14 protein-coding genes, 1 tRNA gene and 1 pseudogene are annotated in these 15,507 nt (G+C 71.1%); 7 read left to right on the top strand and 9 right to left on the bottom strand.

Going from position 1 to position 15,507, the window contains the following annotated elements:
- Positions 1-201: 201 nt before the first annotated feature.
- The 3 genes and pseudogenes from OP86_RS37570 to OP86_RS30295 all read right to left on the bottom strand — a co-directional run.
- A pseudogene (locus OP86_RS37570) lies at positions 202-378 on the bottom strand (winged helix DNA-binding domain-containing protein); the annotation flags it as partial.
- A 127-nt stretch (positions 379-505) separates the two neighbouring features.
- Complete coding sequence (locus OP86_RS30300; RefSeq protein ID WP_097240225.1) at positions 506-808, bottom strand: GroES family chaperonin; 303 nt, start codon at positions 806-808, stop codon at positions 506-508.
- 229 nt (positions 809-1,037) lie between these two features.
- Complete coding sequence (locus OP86_RS30295; RefSeq protein ID WP_030060529.1) at positions 1,038-1,379, bottom strand: DUF3618 domain-containing protein; 342 nt, start codon at positions 1,377-1,379, stop codon at positions 1,038-1,040.
- A 173-nt stretch (positions 1,380-1,552) separates the two neighbouring features.
- On the opposite strand from OP86_RS30295, the gene bcp reads away from it, so the two are divergent.
- Positions 1,553-2,026 carry a thioredoxin-dependent thiol peroxidase gene (bcp, locus tag OP86_RS30290; protein WP_030060528.1) on the top strand — a complete coding sequence of 158 codons (474 nt, stop codon included), beginning with the start codon at positions 1,553-1,555 and terminating at the stop codon, positions 2,024-2,026.
- Positions 2,027-2,134: 108 nt separating this feature from the next.
- On the opposite strand, the gene OP86_RS30285 is transcribed toward bcp, so the two are convergent.
- Entirely contained in the window at positions 2,135-4,414 is a 2,280-nt protein-coding gene (locus tag OP86_RS30285) for a chitinase C-terminal domain-containing protein (protein ID WP_234435127.1), read from the bottom strand.
- Positions 4,415-4,736: 322 nt separating this feature from the next.
- On the opposite strand from OP86_RS30285, the gene OP86_RS30280 reads away from it, so the two are divergent.
- Complete coding sequence (locus tag OP86_RS30280) at positions 4,737-5,420, top strand: HNH endonuclease signature motif containing protein (RefSeq protein WP_030060525.1); 684 nt, start codon at positions 4,737-4,739, stop codon at positions 5,418-5,420.
- Positions 5,421-5,432: 12 nt separating this feature from the next.
- Positions 5,433-5,520, top strand: a tRNA-Leu gene (locus OP86_RS30275).
- A gap of 75 nt (positions 5,521-5,595) precedes the next feature.
- Here OP86_RS30275 and rdgB read toward each other — a convergent pair.
- From rdgB to OP86_RS38925, 4 genes are all read right to left on the bottom strand, one after another.
- Entirely contained in the window at positions 5,596-6,201 is a 606-nt protein-coding gene (gene rdgB, locus OP86_RS30270; protein WP_030060524.1) for an RdgB/HAM1 family non-canonical purine NTP pyrophosphatase, read from the bottom strand.
- Between the two features lie 31 nt (positions 6,202-6,232).
- Positions 6,233-6,622 (bottom strand): hypothetical protein, encoded by a 390-nt coding sequence (locus OP86_RS30265; protein ID WP_030060523.1) that lies wholly within the window; start codon positions 6,620-6,622, stop codon positions 6,233-6,235.
- Between the two features lie 226 nt (positions 6,623-6,848).
- The gene (gene rph / locus OP86_RS30260; protein ID WP_030060522.1) at positions 6,849-7,574 is read right to left on the bottom strand and encodes a ribonuclease PH; all 726 of its coding nucleotides are present in this window, start codon (positions 7,572-7,574) and stop codon (positions 6,849-6,851) included.
- 202 nt (positions 7,575-7,776) lie between these two features.
- Positions 7,777-8,172 (bottom strand): PTS sugar transporter subunit IIB, encoded by a 396-nt coding sequence (locus OP86_RS38925; protein ID WP_280921470.1) that lies wholly within the window; start codon positions 8,170-8,172, stop codon positions 7,777-7,779.
- 247 nt (positions 8,173-8,419) lie between these two features.
- Between OP86_RS38925 and OP86_RS30250 the strand changes: the two genes are divergently transcribed.
- The 4 genes from OP86_RS30250 to OP86_RS30235 all read left to right on the top strand — a co-directional run bounded on the left by OP86_RS30250 (position 8,420) and on the right by OP86_RS30235 (position 14,197).
- Positions 8,420-9,709, top strand: coding sequence for a PTS transporter subunit EIIC (locus tag OP86_RS30250; RefSeq protein ID WP_030060520.1), 1,290 nt, complete (start codon positions 8,420-8,422; stop codon positions 9,707-9,709).
- Positions 9,710-10,159: 450 nt separating this feature from the next.
- Complete coding sequence (locus OP86_RS30245) at positions 10,160-11,437, top strand: PTS transporter subunit EIIC (protein WP_030060519.1); 1,278 nt, start codon at positions 10,160-10,162, stop codon at positions 11,435-11,437.
- 397 nt (positions 11,438-11,834) lie between these two features.
- On the top strand, positions 11,835-12,914 hold the full coding sequence (locus tag OP86_RS30240; RefSeq protein ID WP_030060518.1) for an LLM class flavin-dependent oxidoreductase: 1,080 nt from the start codon (positions 11,835-11,837) through the stop codon (positions 12,912-12,914).
- Entirely contained in the window at positions 12,911-14,197 is a 1,287-nt protein-coding gene (locus OP86_RS30235; RefSeq protein WP_030261013.1) for an LLM class flavin-dependent oxidoreductase, read from the top strand. The genes OP86_RS30240 and OP86_RS30235 overlap by 4 nt, the downstream gene beginning before the upstream one ends.
- Positions 14,198-14,238: 41 nt before the next feature.
- On the opposite strand, the gene OP86_RS30230 is transcribed toward OP86_RS30235, so the two are convergent.
- On the bottom strand, positions 14,239-15,234 hold the full coding sequence (locus OP86_RS30230) for a helix-turn-helix transcriptional regulator (protein WP_051831008.1): 996 nt from the start codon (positions 15,232-15,234) through the stop codon (positions 14,239-14,241).
- Positions 15,235-15,507 lie beyond the last annotated feature (273 nt).

The raw sequence follows: 15,507 nt of genomic DNA, 5'->3' as shown, positions 1-15,507 counted from the left end.
CCCACCGACCCGCCCACCTCCACCGGCGGCCCCGCCACCCGCCCGGCGGCAACCCCGACACCATAGGGCGAGCCCGAGGCGGCGCTACCGCCTCGCCACCAACTCCCGCTCCACCGCCGTCCGGAACCGCGGCGTCACCCGCACCTCCCCCAACCAGCCCGCCAACCGCACCGCCTCCACCGCCACGGCCCGCTCCGCCGCGGCCAGCCGCTCGCACGCCGACAGGTACACCGTGGCCGCGTCCGTCGCGTGCAGCCCGACCACCGCGTCGGCCACGTCCTCCACCCGCGCCGCCCGCGCCGAGGGCGCCAACGCCTGCCGCCACCCCAACCGGGCCCGACGCTCCCCGTCACCGATCACCGGCACACGCCTCGTCATGCCCGGACCCTAGCGCCCACCACCGACAGTTCCGATCAGCGAACCGGCAGGTCGGCGAGCCGGTCGGTCAGCGAACCGGCAGGTCAGCGCGCCGGGTCACCGAACGGCCGGAGGGGGCGCTCCGCGCTCACAGGTACAGCCCGGTCGACCCCTCGGTGTCGCCGAACCGGGTCGCCGCCACCGCGTGCAGGTCGCGCTCGCGCAGCAGCACGTAGGTGGCGCCGCGGACCTCGACCTCCAGCTTGTCCTCCGGGTCGTACAGCACCCGGTCCCCCGGCTCCACCGAGCGCACGCTCTGGCCGACCGCCACGGCCTCCGCCCAGGTGCAGCGCTTGGACAGTTCCGCGGTCGCCGGGATCAGGATGCCGCCGGTCGACCGGCGCTCGCCCTCGGCACCCTCGATGCGCACCAGCACCCGGTCGTGCAGCATGCGGATCGGCAGCTTCTCGCCCAGCCGGTCGTGCCGGGCCGGCTCGTGCAGGTGGTCGGGGTGGGTCTCGTCGTTCGTACTCACGGTCCCGAAGGTACCGCCCCCGGGCGCGCGGCGTGACTCCGGCCCGAGATGCGGGAGACACGGCGGGAGACACCGCCGGAGACACGGCGGGAGACACACGGAAGGCCGGGCACCCACCGTGCCCGGCCCCCACCCGTCGTACCGGTCAGTCCTTGCGGCGCTTGCGGGACGAGGCAACCAGCAGCACCAGACCCACACCGACCAGCGCCGCCGGGACGATCCGCTCCTTGCGCGGCTGCCCCTTCTCGTCCACGAACTGCGCCTTGACCTTGTCCACCATGCCGCTGGCGGCCACGTACGCCCGGCCGGCCTTCTCCTCGACGCTGGCCACCGCCTTGGCCTTGACCTGGGCGGAGATCGTGCTCGGGTGGACGCGTACGGCCAGCTCGTCCAGGGTCGCCGCCAGCCGGCCGCGCGCGCTCTCGATGTCCGCCTCGATCTGGGCGGTCGTCCGCGCCGACTTGTCCTGCGTGCTCGCCTCGCCCACTCGGGCCACCCCATTCACTTGCCGATGTTGTTCTGTGCGATCCGTTGCGATCTGTGCGACTGACCCAGTGTGTCAGCTGGCGCTCACGGCCGCGCGGCCCCACCCACCATCGGAGGTAAGTTTGCCGTGGTACGACCGCCCGTCACAGCAGCACGCACCAGGAGAGTCCACCCATGACTGAGCGTCTCCAGCCCGGCGACACCGCACCCGCCTTCAGCCTGTCCGACGCCGACGGCAACCAGGTGTCCCTCGCCGACCACGCGGGCCGCAAGGTCATCGTCTACTTCTACCCCAAGGCGCTCACCCCGGGGTGCACCAAGCAGGCCTGCGACTTCACCGACAACCTGGAGGTCTTCGCGGGCGCCGGCTACGACGTCATCGGCATCTCCCCGGACCAGCCGGAGAAGCTCGGCAAGTTCCGCGAGACCGAGAACCTCAAGGTCACCCTGCTGTCCGACCCGGACCACAAGGTCCTGGAGGCGTACGCCGCCTACGGCGAGAAGCAGAACTACGGCCGCACCTACCTCGGCGTGATCCGCTCCACCGTGATCGTCGACGAGCAGGGCAAGGTCGAGCACGCGCTGTACAACGTCAAGGCCACCGGCCACGTCGCCAAGCTGCTGCGCGACCTCAAGATCGAGGCCTGAGCACCCACCCCCGTACGACGCAGCGGCGGACGACGCAGCGGTGGCGGCACACCCCCCGACCGGGTGCACCGCCACCGCCGTCCCTCACCTCGGCGGGCCGCTCCCTGCTCAGCAGGCCCCGAGGTCGCTCCAGACGCCCCACGCGCCACTGGCCGTGGGGTCGTCGCCCTTGGTCCACCACTTGTTCTGGTAGTAGCGGCCCTTCCACGAGACCTTGGTGGGGCTCGCATAGGTGGTGCCCGCGTCCCAGCTCGGCGCACCCGCGCAGCCGGCCGGCAAAGTGGTGGGCGGGGTCGTCGGCGGAGTCGTGGGCGGCGTCGTACCGCCGTCCGCCGCGCCCCGGGTCAGGTCGCCCTTGATCCCGTAGAGCGTGCCGCCCACGTTGACCGTCCAGTTCGACGGCGTCGACACCGGCAGGTAGTAGACGAAGTCCATGTCGACCGAGGCGCCCGGAGCCAACGACTGCCAGCCCGGCAGCTTGACCGACACCCGGTTGTACGTGCCCTTCAGACCGCCCACGTTGCCCGGGCCCGGGTTGTCCTGCCTGATGACCTGCAGGCCGAAGCCGGACTGGTCCTTGGCGTTGCCCGGGGCCGAGTTGGAGTAGTCGAACTGGAACTCGGTGCCGCCCGGCAGGGTCACCGTCGCGTTGTTGACGATGTGCAGCTTCGGGTTGATCGGGTAGTTCGAGTCACCCAGCGCGAAGTCGGTGAACGACACGTCGATCGGCAGGGTCTGCTGCGGCAGCGCGATCGTCGAGCGGGCCGCGCCGTACGGCGTCGCCGACTTGAACTTGTCGTACATCAGCGAGGTCAGCGTCGAACCGGGGACGTACTCGCCCTTGCCGCCGTTGGCGGCGGCGTCCCACCTGTAGTCGCCCGCGAGCTCCCAGACCATCGCGCCACCGGCGCCCTGGTTGACGATGTAGTCCGCCTTGGCGCCCACCGACTGCTCGTCCTCGGTGGAGAGGAACACCTTCTTGGCGTCGTTCCACAGCCACGGCGCCACCAGGCTGGAGCTGTAGTTGCGGGCGTAGGTGCCCTGCAGCGCGGTGTCGGTCACGCCGTACTTGGCCAGGTAGTCGGGCAGGATGCCCTTCTCCAGGTTCTTCGCGTGCCACATCGGGTTCGACCCGGCCGGGGACTCCTTGCCCGCGTCGTCCTTGTCGTTCCAGATGTTGTCGATGCCGACGGCGCCGTCACCGCAGGAGGTCAGACCGGAGCCGACCGGGCAGGTCGTCGCGGACGCCGTACCCCAGAGGCCGTTGGTGCCGCCCTGGACGTTCTTGAAGCCGCGGGTGTAGTACGGCAGGCCGACGTTGATCCGGCCGCCGGGCATCGCACCGCGGAAGTAGTGGTACGACCAGTCGGCGTTCAGGTAGCCGATGCCGCCGTACTGCCCGGTGCCGTACACGTTGGCGGCCGCCAGCTCGCCGTCCTTGCCGTCGTCGAACAGCGAGGCGTTCGGGCCGACGTACTTGTTCCAGGCGCCGTGCAGGTCGTACGACATGATGTTGACGTAGTCCAGGTACTGCGCCACCTGGAAGGTCTCCATGCCGCGCAGCAGGTAGCCGGACGACGGGGCCGCGACCGACAGCAGGTAGTGCCGGCCGTCGGCGGCGCCGGCCTTGTCCAGGCTCTCCCGCAGCGTCTTCATCAGCGCCGCGTAGCCCTTGGCCAGCGAGCCGCGCTTGGAGTTGGCGAGCTGCCAGTCCAGCGGGTTGCCCGCGTCCTTCATCGAGGTCGGGTACTCGTAGTCGATGTCGACGCCGTTGAAGCCGTACGTGCGGACGAAGTCGACCGAGGAGGCGGCGAAGGTGTCGATGCCGGCCTGGTTGACGCTGCCGTCCGGGTTGACGGTCATCGAGTAGAAGCCGCCGGAGTTCACCCGCTTGCCGTCGTCCCCGAAGTAGCCGCCGGTCTCGGTCCAACCGCCCACCGAGATCAGGGTCTTGACGTTCGGGTACTGCTTCTTGAACTTCGTCAGCAGGTTGAAGTGGCCCTTGTACGGCAGGGTCGGGTCCAACTCGGCACCGGGCACGCCCGGGAAGGAGATCCCGGTCGCCTCGTTGGTCGGGCCGTCCGTACCGACGGACAGCTTGTTGTCGCCACCGACGTGCCCGAAGGCGTAGTTGAGGTGGGTGACCTTGTCCCAGGGGACGTCGCTCACCAGGTACGGCTGGTCGCCGTTCTTGCCGGTACGCCAGCCCGTGAAGTAGCCGATGATGCGGCGCTGGTGGTCCGCGCCCATCTTCTCGCGCCCGCCGGTGTCGTAGACGGAGCAGTACGGGACGTCCACCCCGGGCGTCTGGTACAGCCCGTCCGGCCGACAGGACGCGTTGTCGACGGCCGCCGACGCCTGCGAGGGCGCCGCACCCAGCGTCGCCATCACCAGCCCGGCCAACGCGGCGGAGGCCACCGAGGCCGCACCCGCCCGGGCGCTCTTACGGCGGAACGCGGCGGTGGGACGCCGCTCCGCCGTGCTTCGGATCAACACTCGGTCCTCCAGGAGAGAGTGTCGGCGCATGCCTGTGGGGGAGCACGCACGTGGGGGATTCAATTGGCGCCGAAGCTATGTGGTCTGAACCACATAGGTCAATAGGTCTGTACCAATTGGTCATCAACAGCCAAACACCCCGGAGGCCGTAACCAATCCACCCGCCGCTCGTTCACACACTGGGGAAGGGGTCCACCAGCCCACAGGGGGACCCATGCCGGTCAAGTACACCCGCGAGCTGCTCGCCGAAGCTGCGGCAGCCGCAACCACGCTGGACGAGATGCTGATCGCGCTCGACCGCGAACCGAACCAGTACAACCGCTCATACCTGAGGCAGAGGATCAAGGCGTACGGCATCGACGCGTCACACTTTCCCGAGCCCGGGACCTTCTACACGAGGGAGCTCCTACAGGAAGCCGTGGCCGCCTCGCACAGCGTGGCCGGAGTGATCCGCTACCTCAACCGGCGCCAGGCCGGCGGCACGCAGGCCCATGTCGGGCGTCGCATCAAGGCCTTCGGAATCGACACCTCCCACTTCACCGGAGTGGCTCACAACCGCGGCAAGCCGTCGCCTCGGCGGCTACCGCCAGCGGAGGTTCTCGTTCGGCGCCCGGCAGAGGCCAAGCGAGTGCCCGGCTTCCGCATTCGCCGAGCCCTTGCCGCGCTCGGCCGACCGGAACTGTGCGACGGCTGCGGCACCGGACCCGAGTGGCACGGGAGGCCGATGACGCTGGAGGTCGACCACGTCAACGGCGACTGGTCCGACAATCGGCCCGACAACCTCCGACTGCTCTGCCCCAACTGCCACGCCGTTACCGATACGTACTGCGGGCGGAACAAGAACAAGCGCAAGGCGCCGAACGGAATCGCGGTGTTCCCATCGGAAGCGAGGCCCTAGACTAGAGGCCAGGCGGCCTTGGCGGAGCTGGCGAGACGCGCCGGACTTAGGATCCGGTGGGGGAAACCCCGTGAGGGTTCGAATCCCTCAGGCCGCACCAGCCTTACATCTATGAATCGAAGGCCCGCCCCGGGATCATCCCGGGGCGGGCCTTCGGTGTTCAGCGGACGGCACGTCAGCCGATGAGCTCCTTGACGACCGGGGCCAGGGCGCGGAAGGCCTGGCCGCGGTGGCTGATGGCGTTCTTCTCGTCCGCCGTCAGCTCCGCGCAGGTGCGGGTTTCGCCGAGGGGCTGGAGGATCGGGTCGTAGCCGAAGCCGTTGGTGCCGGACGGCGCGTGGCGCAGGGTGCCGAGGAGGCGGCCCTCGACGACGCGTTCGGTGCCGTCGGGCAACGCCAGGGCGGCGGCGCAGAAGAAGTGGGCGCCGCGGTGCGGTTCGGCGATGTCGGAGAGCTGGGCGAGCAGCAGGTCGAGGTTGGCGCGGTCGTCGCCGTGCTTGCCGGACCAGCGGGCGGAGAAGATGCCGGGCGCGCCGTTCAGCACGTCCACGCAGAGGCCGGAGTCGTCGGCGACGGCGGGCAGGCCGGTGGCGCGGGCCAGGGCGTGGGCCTTGAGCAGGGCGTTCTCGGCGAAGGTGACGCCGGTCTCGGGGACGTCGGGGATCTCCGGGTAGGCGTCGGCGCCGACGAGTTCGACGTCCAGGCCGGCGTCGGTGAGGATGGCGCGCAGCTCGGCGACCTTGTGCTGGTTGCGGGTGGCGAGGATCAGGCGGGTGGACATATCGCCCACCCTATCGAGCGGCCGGGGGCGGTCAGCCGGTGCACACCGAGGTGAGGTTGCCGGCGGCGTCGCCGAGCGGCTTGAGGTCGGGGACCTGGTTCTTGTCGGCGGCGTGCTGCACGTTCTCGACCTGCTTCTGGAGGTCGGTCACGGCCTTGGCGACGTCGGTGTTCTTGGAGTTCTTCCCGACCTGGTCGAGGTCGTTCTTGAGCTTCTGCAGCGCCTTCCCGGCGGCGGCCGAGTCGTTGCTGGAGTTGTCGTAGGCCTTGGTGACGTCGGCGATGTCGCCGGTGATCTTCACGGCGGTGTTGCCGCAGTCGATCGCCTTCTGCGCGGCGGAGCAACTCACCATGCTGAGCGGGAGGATCGCGATCAGTCCGGCCACGGCGAGGGCGGCGGGGCGGGCGATGCTGGACGGCATCCGGTCCTCCTGTGGGGCGCGGGTTCCGTGGTGGGGGACGCGCGCCGGGGGGTGCGCGGTTCCCGCAGCGGGGGTGCTGCGGGAACCGTACGGTCTCCGGGCCCGGCCTGTACAGCAGGCTGAACGCGCGTCCGCTGGTGTCCACGGCGCGCGGGCCCTTCCGGGTTCAGTCCGGCCGGGTCCGCCTCGGCCGGATTCACCCCGGCCGGGTTCGCCCCTTCCGGGTTCAGCCTTCCAGGGCCTTGCGCTGGATCTCGTCCAGCTCGGCGCAGCCGAGGCTGCCGAGGTCGAGCAGCCGGTTGAGCAGGTCGCGGTCGAACGGGGCGCCTTCGGCGGTGCCCTGGACCTCGACGAAGCGGCCGTCGGAGGTGCAGACGATGTTCATGTCGGTCTCGGCGCGCACGTCCTCCTCGTACTGGAGGTCGAGCATCGGGACGCCGTCGATGATGCCGACGCTGACGGCGCTGACGCCGCCGGTGATGGGCTGGCCCTTGGCGCGCAGGATCTTCTTGTCGCGGGCCCAGGCGATGGCGTCGACGAGGGCGACGTAGGCGCCGGTGATGGCGGCGGTGCGGGTGCCGCCGTCGGCCTGGAGGACGTCGCAGTCGAGGACGATGGTGTTCTCGGCGAGGGCGCGGTGGTCGACGACGGCGCGCAGCGAGCGGCCGATGAGTCGGCTGATCTCGTGGGTGCGGCCGCCGATGCGGCCCTTGACGGCTTCGCGGTCGCCGCGGGTGTTGGTGGCGCGCGGGAGCATGGAGTACTCGGCGGTGACCCAGCCTTCGCCGCTGCCCTTGCGCCAGCGCGGGACGCCTTCGGTGACGCTGGCGGTGCACAGCACCTTGGTGTCGCCGTAGGAGATGAGGACGGAGCCTTCGGCGTGCTTGCTCCAGCCCCGTTCGATGGTGATCGGGCGGAGCTGTTCGGGGGTGCGGCCGTCGATGCGTGACATAGGCACTGAGCGTAATGGTTCCGGACGGCGGTTCGGATGCGCCCGGGCCTGCGGTGGGGCCGCGGTGGCGCCCGGGCCTGCGGTGCGGCCGCGGCGGTACCCGGGCCTGCGGTGCGGCCGCCGTGGCGCCGTGATGTGCCGCGGCCCGCCGTCCCGCTGGGCGGGTCGGCGGGCCGGGGTGGGTGAGCCCGGGTGGCTCAGCTCACATCATGTCCTCGATGTCGGCGGCGATCGGGTCGGCGTCGGTGCCGATGACGACCTGGATCGCGGTGCCCATCTTGACGACGCCGTGGGCGCCGGCGGCCTTGAGGGCGGCTTCGTCGACCAGGCTGGCGTCCTTGACCTCGGTGCGCAGGCGGGTGATGCAGCCCTCGACCTCTTCGATGTTGTCGATGCCGCCCAGACCGGCGACGATCTTCTCAGCCTTGCTGGCCATCTGGTTTTCTCCCTCTGTCTCGACTCGCCGGCCGCTCTGCCGGGTGCCGTTTCTGCGCTGTTGCTGGGGGGGGTGTCCCTCGGCCGTGGGGACGGCGAGGTCCGTGCCGGTGGCTGACGCGGGTTCAGCTGCGGTCGTGCTGGCGAGCAGCGCGACCAGCATCACCCGTGCCGGTCCGGTCTGCCACGTTAGTTCACTTTTGGCCCACTCCGGCGGGCAGGCTCCGGATCGTCGCCCGAGGATGACGATCAGCGGGGCCGGCGTCCCGGAGTGCGGCCTGCGCCCCAAAGTGGTCTACACCAATATATGTGTACTCCGATGAGCGCAGAAAGGACCCCGGGTGTTCCGGACTCCGCCCGAGGGTCCCGCAGGGGGCCGCCGGCCGGCAACCGCTCCCGGAGGGTGAAGGATGAGTTCGGCAGGAGCCACGGCCCCGCAGACCGTGTGGTGGCACACCTTCTACGGCGGTCTCCAGAAGATGGGCCGCTCGCTGCAGCTGCCGGTGGCGGTGCTCCCGGCGGCGGGCATCCTCAACCGGCTCGGCCAGCCGGACGTGTTCGGCAAGGACGGCCTGGGCTGGAACAACGTCGCCAAGGTCTTCGCCGCGGCCGGCGGCGCACTGCTCGACTCCTCGCTCGGCCTGCCGATGCTGTTCTGCATCGGCGTGGCGATCGGCATGGCCAAGAAGGCGGACGGCTCGACGGCCCTGGCGGCCGTGGTCGGATTCCTCGTCTACTACAAGGTCCTGCACGCCTTCCCGGAGCACTGCAAGCCGCCGACGGTGCTGGTCAGCGACCAGTGCGTGGACTACTCCTCGGCGAAGGCCGCCAACGCGACGTACCAGAACCCGGGGGTGCTCGGCGGGATCCTGATCGGCCTGATGTCGGCCTGGCTGTGGGTGCGGTTCCACCGCACCAAGCTGGTCGACTGGCTGGGCTTCTTCAACGGCCGCCGCCTGGTGCCGATGATCACCGCCCTGGTCGGCATGCTGACCGCCTGCCTCGCGCTCTGGGTCTGGCCGCCGATCGGCCGCGGCCTCAACGACTTCTCGCAGAACCTGGCCGATCTCGGCGCGGGGGGCGCCGGCATCTTCGGCCTGTTCAACCGGGCGCTGCTGCTGATCGGCATGCACCAGCTGCTGAACACCTTCGTCTGGTTCCAGTTCGGCGAGTTCACCAAGCCCGACGGCTCCATCGTGCACGGCGACATCCCGCGTTTCCTGGCGGGCGACCCGACGGCCGGCCAGTTCCAGTCCGGCTTCTTCCCGATCATGATGTTCGCGCTGCCCGCCGCCGCGCTCGCCATCGCGCACTCGGCCAAGCCGCACCGCCGCAAGGAGATCTACGGCCTGATGCTCTCCGTCGGCCTGACGTCCTTCGTCACCGGTGTCACCGAGCCGATCGAGTACTCCTTCGCCTACATCGCCCCGGCCCTGTACGCCGTGCACGCGCTGCTGACCGGCGCCTCGATGGCGGTGACCTGGGGGCTCGGGGTGCACGACGGGTTCAGCTTCTCGGCCGGCCTGATCGACTACGTGATCAACTGGGGGCTGGCCACCAAGCCGTGGCTGATCATCGTCATCGGCCTCTGCTTCGCCGCGGTGTACTACGCGCTCTTCCGGTTCATCATCGTCAAATTCGACCTGAAAACACCGGGGCGGGAGGACGAGAGCGAGGTCGAGGACGTCACCAAGGCCTGAATCGCGCAACCTCCGGGCCATCCGCCCGCAAAGGCCCTCGGACCCGCCGGCCCGAGGGCCTTCGGCATTTCGGGAAAGGACCGATTCCCCTGCCCGATAGCCGCCGAAAAGGCAATTCGGCGGCGATCCGGCCGGGCCGGCGGTGCCCCGGATCGGCACGTCCGCGACGCCGTGGTCACTCTCAGCAGCCGCCGGGCCCGCCCCGGGGGCGGCGGCGCTTTTTGTTGCGCAAATAGCCAAAATCCCAATCCGGGCCCTAATCATGATCGTCGTTCCGCGCGTAGGTTTCGATTTCATAGCGCTTCCCGGCGTCGGCGCTTTCCGGGGTTCCTTGCCTTGTCCGCCCGTGCTACAAAACTGGTCTACACCACGCGTGGTGTAGACCAGTTCGCGGTTCGGCCCCCTGTGCCTTCCCCCGACCGACCGCCATGCCGTTAGGAACCCACCCCCATGAGTCAGTCTGCGCAGGCATCGGCGCCCGCCACGGCTCCGGCCACGCCAAGCCCCGCCAAGAAGTTCGGCCAGAACCTCCTCCAGGGCCTGCAGAAGATCGGCCGCAGCCTGCAGCTGCCCATTGCCGTGCTCCCCGCCGCCGGTCTGCTGATGCGCCTCGGCCAGGACGACGTCTTCGGCAAGGACGGCCTCGGCTGGGACAAGGTCGCAGCGGTGTTCAACACCGCCGGTACTGCGGTCTTCGATAACCTGCCGCTGCTGTTCGCGGTGGGTATCGCGATCGGCTTCGCGAAGAAGGCTGACGGCTCCACCGCCCTCGCCGCGCTGGTCGGCTTCCTGGTCTACAAGAACGTGCTGACCGCGTTCCCGATCACCGAGTACAAGATCCTCCCCGGCAAGGACGACGCCGCCACCTACCAGAACCCGGGCGTGCTGGGCGGCATCGTGATCGGTCTGCTGGCCGCGGTGCTCTGGCAGAAGTACCACCGCACGAGGCTGGTCGACTGGCTCGGCTTCTTCAACGGCCGCCGCCTGGTGCCGATCATCATGGCCTTCGTCGGCACCGGTGTCGGTGTCTTCTTCGGCCTGGCCTGGGGCCCGATCGGCGACGCCATCAAGAGCCTGAACGACAGCCTGATCGGTGCCGGCGCGTTCGGCGCGGGCGCCTTCGGCCTGGTCAACCGCGGCCTGCTGCCGGTCGGCATGCACCAGTTCGTGAACTCCTACGCCTGGTTCCAGACCGGTGACTTCACCAAGCCCGACGGCACCGTCGTGCACGGCGACCTGACCCGCTTCTTCGCCGGCGACCCGACCGCCGGACAGTTCATGTCGGGCTTCTACCCGATCATGATGTTCGCGCTGCCCGCCGCCGCGCTGGCCATCGCCCACGCCGCCAAGCCGCACCGCCGCAAGGCCATCACCGGCATGATGGTGTCCCTGGCCCTGACCTCCTTCGTCACCGGTGTCACCGAGCCGATCGAGTTCGCCTTCGTCTTCATCGCCCCGGCCCTGTACGTCATCCACGCGCTGCTCACCGCCGTCTCGATGGCCCTTACCTGGGCGCTCGGTGTGCACGACGGGTTCACCTTCTCCGGCGGCTTGATCGACTACCTGCTGGCCTGGAACAAGGCCACCGACCCGTGGGTGATCATCCCGCTCGGCCTGGCCTTCGCGGCGCTGTACTACTTCCTGTTCCGCTTCGCGATCGCCAAGTTCGACCTCAAGACCCCCGGTCGCGAGGACGACGACGAGATCGAGGACGTCACCAAGGCCTGACGCCCGCGTCACTCCCGTTCGAAGGCCCCGCCCCGCCGCTGCTCCCCCAGCGGCGGAGCGGGGCCTTCCGCGTACCCCGGCGTCCCGAGGGGCGGGAACGGCGGTTGACGAACCGACGGAAGCCCTGGTCAACTGAAGCGGTGAACGCCTCGTGCCCGCTGGTCACCCGCAGCCACATCGACTTCGGTCGCGTGTGGTCCGCGGCGTGTCGCGGCTGAGCTGACCGTTCCCCCACCGCCGCCCGGCTGACGTCCCGCCGGCGCCGGTCCTCCCCTCCCGCCCGTCCGGGCTCCGCCCGCGGGCCGTCACCGCGCATCCGCGTGCCTGCCCGCACCCGCACCCCCGTACGGGTCCGCCGGTGTGCGCACGCGTCCGCACGAGGAAAGTCAGGCTCACCATGCCCCGCCAGTTGCACCTGTCCGCCGCCCTCGACAGCCCCGAAAGCCCTGACAGCCCCGGCCGCTTCGACGCCGGGCACTACGCCGCCCTCGCCCGCCTCGCCGAGCGGGCCACCCTGGACTTCGTCACCCTCGACGACTCCTTCGCCGCCGAGCCGAGCCGCCCCGACGCGCTCGCCGCCCTCGCCCGGACCGCCCCGCTGACCGGCCGGGTCGGGCTCGTACCGACCGTCACCACCACCCACACCGAGCCCTTCCACACCTCGATCTCGGTCAACACCCTGGACTGGGTGAGCGAGGGCCGGGCCGGCTGGCTGGTCGGCGTCTCCACGACCGAGGCCGAGGCGAGGGCCTTCGGCCGCCGCCCGGTCGCCCCCGAGGACGAGCTGTGGGCCGAGGCGGCCGACGCCGTGGAGGTCGCCGCCCGGCTCTGGGACAGCTGGGAGGACGACGCGGAGATCCGCGACACCGCCACCGGGCGGTTCATCGACCGCGACAAGCTGCACTACGTCGACTTCGAGGGCCCGCACTTCTCGGTCCGCGGCCCGTCCATCACCCCGCGCCCGCCGCAGGGCCGCCCGGTGGTCGTGGTCCCGGTGACCGCGGCCGACCTCGCGCCGGACGCCTCCCCCGGCGGGCGCGCCCGGGTCGCCACCGCGATCCGGCACGCCGACGTCGTCCTGCTCGACGCCCCCGACCGCGCCACCCGGCTGAGCGCCGCCACCGACCTGCGGCTGCGCGCCGGCGAGAGCCTGCGGATCCTCGCCCGGCTCGACGCCACCCTGTCCGCCCTGCCCGACCGGGCCGCCGACGAGCGCCTGCTCGCCGAGCTCACCGCGACCGGCACCGGCGTCGACGGCTTCCACCTCGCCACCGCCGACCCGCTACGCGACCTCGCCGCCCTGGCCGACCGGATCGCCCCGGCCCTGCGCGCCGCCGGACTGCTGCGCGACGAGTACACCGGCCGCACCCTGCGCGACCACCTCGGCCTGGCCCGCCCGACCAGCCGCTACGCCGCCGCCCCGCTCTCCTCCCCCGCCGCCCCAACCGCCCCCGCCCTCGCCGAGGTGACCCGATGACGGACCGCCCGCTCAAGCAGATCCACCTCGCCGCGCACTTCCCCGGCGTCAACAACACCACGGTGTGGAGCGACCCCGCCTCCGGCAGCCACATCGAGTTCGCCTCCTTCCGCCACCTCGCGCAGACCGCCGAGCGCGGGAAGTTCGACTTCTTCTTCCTCGCCGAGGGCCTGCGGCTGCGCGAGTCCAAGGGCCGCATCCACGACCTGGACGTGGTCGGCCGCCCCGAGTCGATCACCGTGCTGAACGCGCTGGCCGCCGTCACCGAGCGGCTCGGACTGGCCGCCACCGTCAACGCGACCTTCAACGAGCCGTACGAACTGGCCCGCCGCTTCGCCTCCTTGGACCACCTCTCCGGCGGCCGCGCGGCCTGGAACGTGGTCACCTCCTCGGACGCCTTCACCGGGGAGAACTTCCGCCGCGGCGGCTACCTGGACCGCGCCGACCGCTACACCCGGGCCGCCGAATTCGTCCAGCTGGCACGGGAGTTCTGGGACGCCGGGGAGGACGGCGTACGGCACCGCGGCCCGCAGTTCGACGTCGAGGGCCGGCTCTCGCTGCCCCGCCCGCCGCAGGGCCACCCGGTGGTGATCCAGGCCGGGGACTCCGACGAGGGCCGGGAGTTCGCCGCCGCCACCGCCGACGTCGTCTTCAGCCGGCACTCCACCCTCGCCGACGGCCAGGCCTTCCACGCGGACGTCAAGCGCCGGCTGGCCGCGTACGGGCGCAAGCCGGACGAGCTGAAGATCATGCCCGGGGTCACCTTCGTCCTCGCCGACACCGACGCCGAGGCCGCCGAGCGCGCCACCGCGATCCGGCGGGCCCAGGTCGGACCGCAGACCACGATCGCCTTCCTGGAGCAGGTCTGGGGCGTCGACCTGTCCGACCACGACCCGGACGGGCCGCTGCCGGCCGTCGACCCCGACCCCGACAGCGCCCTGGTCCAGGGCAGGGTCCGGCACGGCGACCCACTCGCCGTCGCCCGGCGGTGGCGGGCCGTGGCGGCGGAGAAGAACCTGACCAGCCACGAACTGGTGATCGAGCTGACCGGCCGGCAGTCCTTCATCGGCTCCCCCGCCACCGTCGCCGCGCAGATCGACCACTTCGTGCAGAACGACGCCGCCGACGGCTTCATCCTCGTCCCGCACCTCACCCCGGGCGGCCTGGACGAGTTCGTCGACGGGGTGGTGCCACTGCTCCAGGAGCGCGGGGTGTTCCGCACCGACTACACCGGCCGCACCCTCCGGGACCACCTCGGGCTACCGCTCCCCGGGCGGCGCTGAGGCGCCCGCCTCGCCGCCACGCCGCCCTCGCCGTCCGGGCCTCAGATCCACCCCCGCCGGGCGGCGTGCACGCCGGCCTGGAAGCGGCTCTCCGCGCCCAGACCGGCGATCAGCTCGGCGACCATCCGGCGGACCGTCCGCTCCGACACCTCCAGCTTGCGGGCGATCGCCACGTCCGTCAGCCCGGCCGCCAGCAGTTGCAGCACAGCCAGTTGACGATCCGTCATGTCGATCTCCTCCGGTCCGAGTTCGGGCGGGGTCCAGGCCGCCGACCAGAAGTACTCGAACAGCTCCGCCACCAGCGCGACCACCGCCGGATCGCGGACCACCACCGCCGCCCCGGCGACCGGAGCGTCCCCGCCCGGGCCCGAGCCGGGCGCGGGCAGGATCGCCAGCCGGGCGTCCACCACGATCAGCCAGAGCGGCAGCGAGTGCGCCGCCCGGATCCGGGCCCCCGCTGCGGTCAGCTCCCGCACGTGCGCCAGTACGGCGGGGCGGCGCAGCGCGGCCGCCGGGTAGATGGTGCGCAGTGCGGCGCCGTGGGCGAGGGCGAGGCGTTCGCGGGCGAGTTTGCCGGCCAGGGCGGGGCCGGAGAGGTCCTGGCCGGGGCGCAGGGAGAGGGCTTCGGTGCGGGCGCCGCGGGCGGCGTCCTCCAGGAGGGCGGCGATCCGGTCGGCGCCGCGGACGAGTTCGAGGCCGGTGTCGGCGCGGTGGTGCTGCTGGACGGGCAGGTAGCCGGTGTGCAGCCGGTCGACGGAGTCGCGGGCGTGGCGCAGTGCGGCGACGAGGGCGGTGACGTGGGAGTCGGCGTCGAGGAGGAGTTGGCGGACGGCGGTGTCCACCGAGACTGCGGTGTCATCGGGGACTGAAGCGTCACCGGCGGTGGGCTGGAGGAGTCCGAGGGCGCGCAGTTCCGCGGTGGCGGCGCCGAGCCTGGGCCCGTCCCAGTCGAGGCCGAGGGCTTCGGGCGGGCGGCCGGGTTCGGCGAGCAGGCGGGCGTAGAGCTGGGTGGCGTCGGTGTCGGTGGGGCTCTCCATCGGCGCAGCCTATTGACTGCTCCCCCGCCTGAAGGCGGGGGATTCCGCCTTCGTCTGGGGGATTTCTGACTCGGGCTGCATGGTGGCCCTGCGGACCGCCGTGTCTTACGCCCTCAACGTCAGCCGGGTACGAGTCCAGCCCGGATGAGCATCACGTGTGCGGAGTTCTTGTCCCTGAAGTTCCCCCCTGACCTTGGACAGCTGTTGCTTACGCTGCGGGGGTGAAGTCGCGCTGCAGCCTGGCCCGGGTTTCGAGTGGGGTGAGGTATCCGA

The sequence above is a fragment of the Streptomyces novaecaesareae genome (genome assembly GCF_000716875.1).
GTDB classification, from domain to species: Bacteria; Actinomycetota; Actinomycetes; order Streptomycetales; family Streptomycetaceae; genus Kitasatospora; species Kitasatospora novaecaesareae.
Note: the sequence above shows the minus strand (reverse complement) of the source record. Positions and strands in the feature narration are given on the sequence as shown.

What these genes read in the sequence shown, in the direction of transcription:
- OP86_RS30300 (WP_097240225.1), bottom strand. Translation starts at nt 808, where the DNA reads ATGCTGCACGACCGGGTGCTGGTGCGCATCGAGGGTGCCGAGGGCGAG.
- bcp (WP_030060528.1), top strand. Translation starts at nt 1,553, where the DNA reads ATGACTGAGCGTCTCCAGCCCGGCGACACCGCACCCGCCTTCAGCCTG.
- OP86_RS30285 (WP_234435127.1), bottom strand. Translation starts at nt 4,414, where the DNA reads ATGGCGACGCTGGGTGCGGCGCCCTCGCAGGCGTCGGCGGCCGTCGAC.
- OP86_RS30280 (WP_030060525.1), top strand. Translation starts at nt 4,737, where the DNA reads ATGCCGGTCAAGTACACCCGCGAGCTGCTCGCCGAAGCTGCGGCAGCC.
- rdgB (WP_030060524.1), bottom strand. Translation starts at nt 6,201, where the DNA reads ATGTCCACCCGCCTGATCCTCGCCACCCGCAACCAGCACAAGGTCGCC.
- OP86_RS30265 (WP_030060523.1), bottom strand. Translation starts at nt 6,622, where the DNA reads ATGCCGTCCAGCATCGCCCGCCCCGCCGCCCTCGCCGTGGCCGGACTG.
- rph (WP_030060522.1), bottom strand. Translation starts at nt 7,574, where the DNA reads ATGTCACGCATCGACGGCCGCACCCCCGAACAGCTCCGCCCGATCACC.
- OP86_RS38925 (WP_280921470.1), bottom strand. Translation starts at nt 8,172, where the DNA reads ATGCTGGTCGCGCTGCTCGCCAGCACGACCGCAGCTGAACCCGCGTCA.
- OP86_RS30250 (WP_030060520.1), top strand. Translation starts at nt 8,420, where the DNA reads ATGAGTTCGGCAGGAGCCACGGCCCCGCAGACCGTGTGGTGGCACACC.
- OP86_RS30245 (WP_030060519.1), top strand. Translation starts at nt 10,160, where the DNA reads ATGAGTCAGTCTGCGCAGGCATCGGCGCCCGCCACGGCTCCGGCCACG.
- OP86_RS30240 (WP_030060518.1), top strand. Translation starts at nt 11,835, where the DNA reads ATGCCCCGCCAGTTGCACCTGTCCGCCGCCCTCGACAGCCCCGAAAGC.
- OP86_RS30235 (WP_030261013.1), top strand. Translation starts at nt 12,911, where the DNA reads ATGACGGACCGCCCGCTCAAGCAGATCCACCTCGCCGCGCACTTCCCC.
- OP86_RS30230 (WP_051831008.1), bottom strand. Translation starts at nt 15,234, where the DNA reads ATGGAGAGCCCCACCGACACCGACGCCACCCAGCTCTACGCCCGCCTG.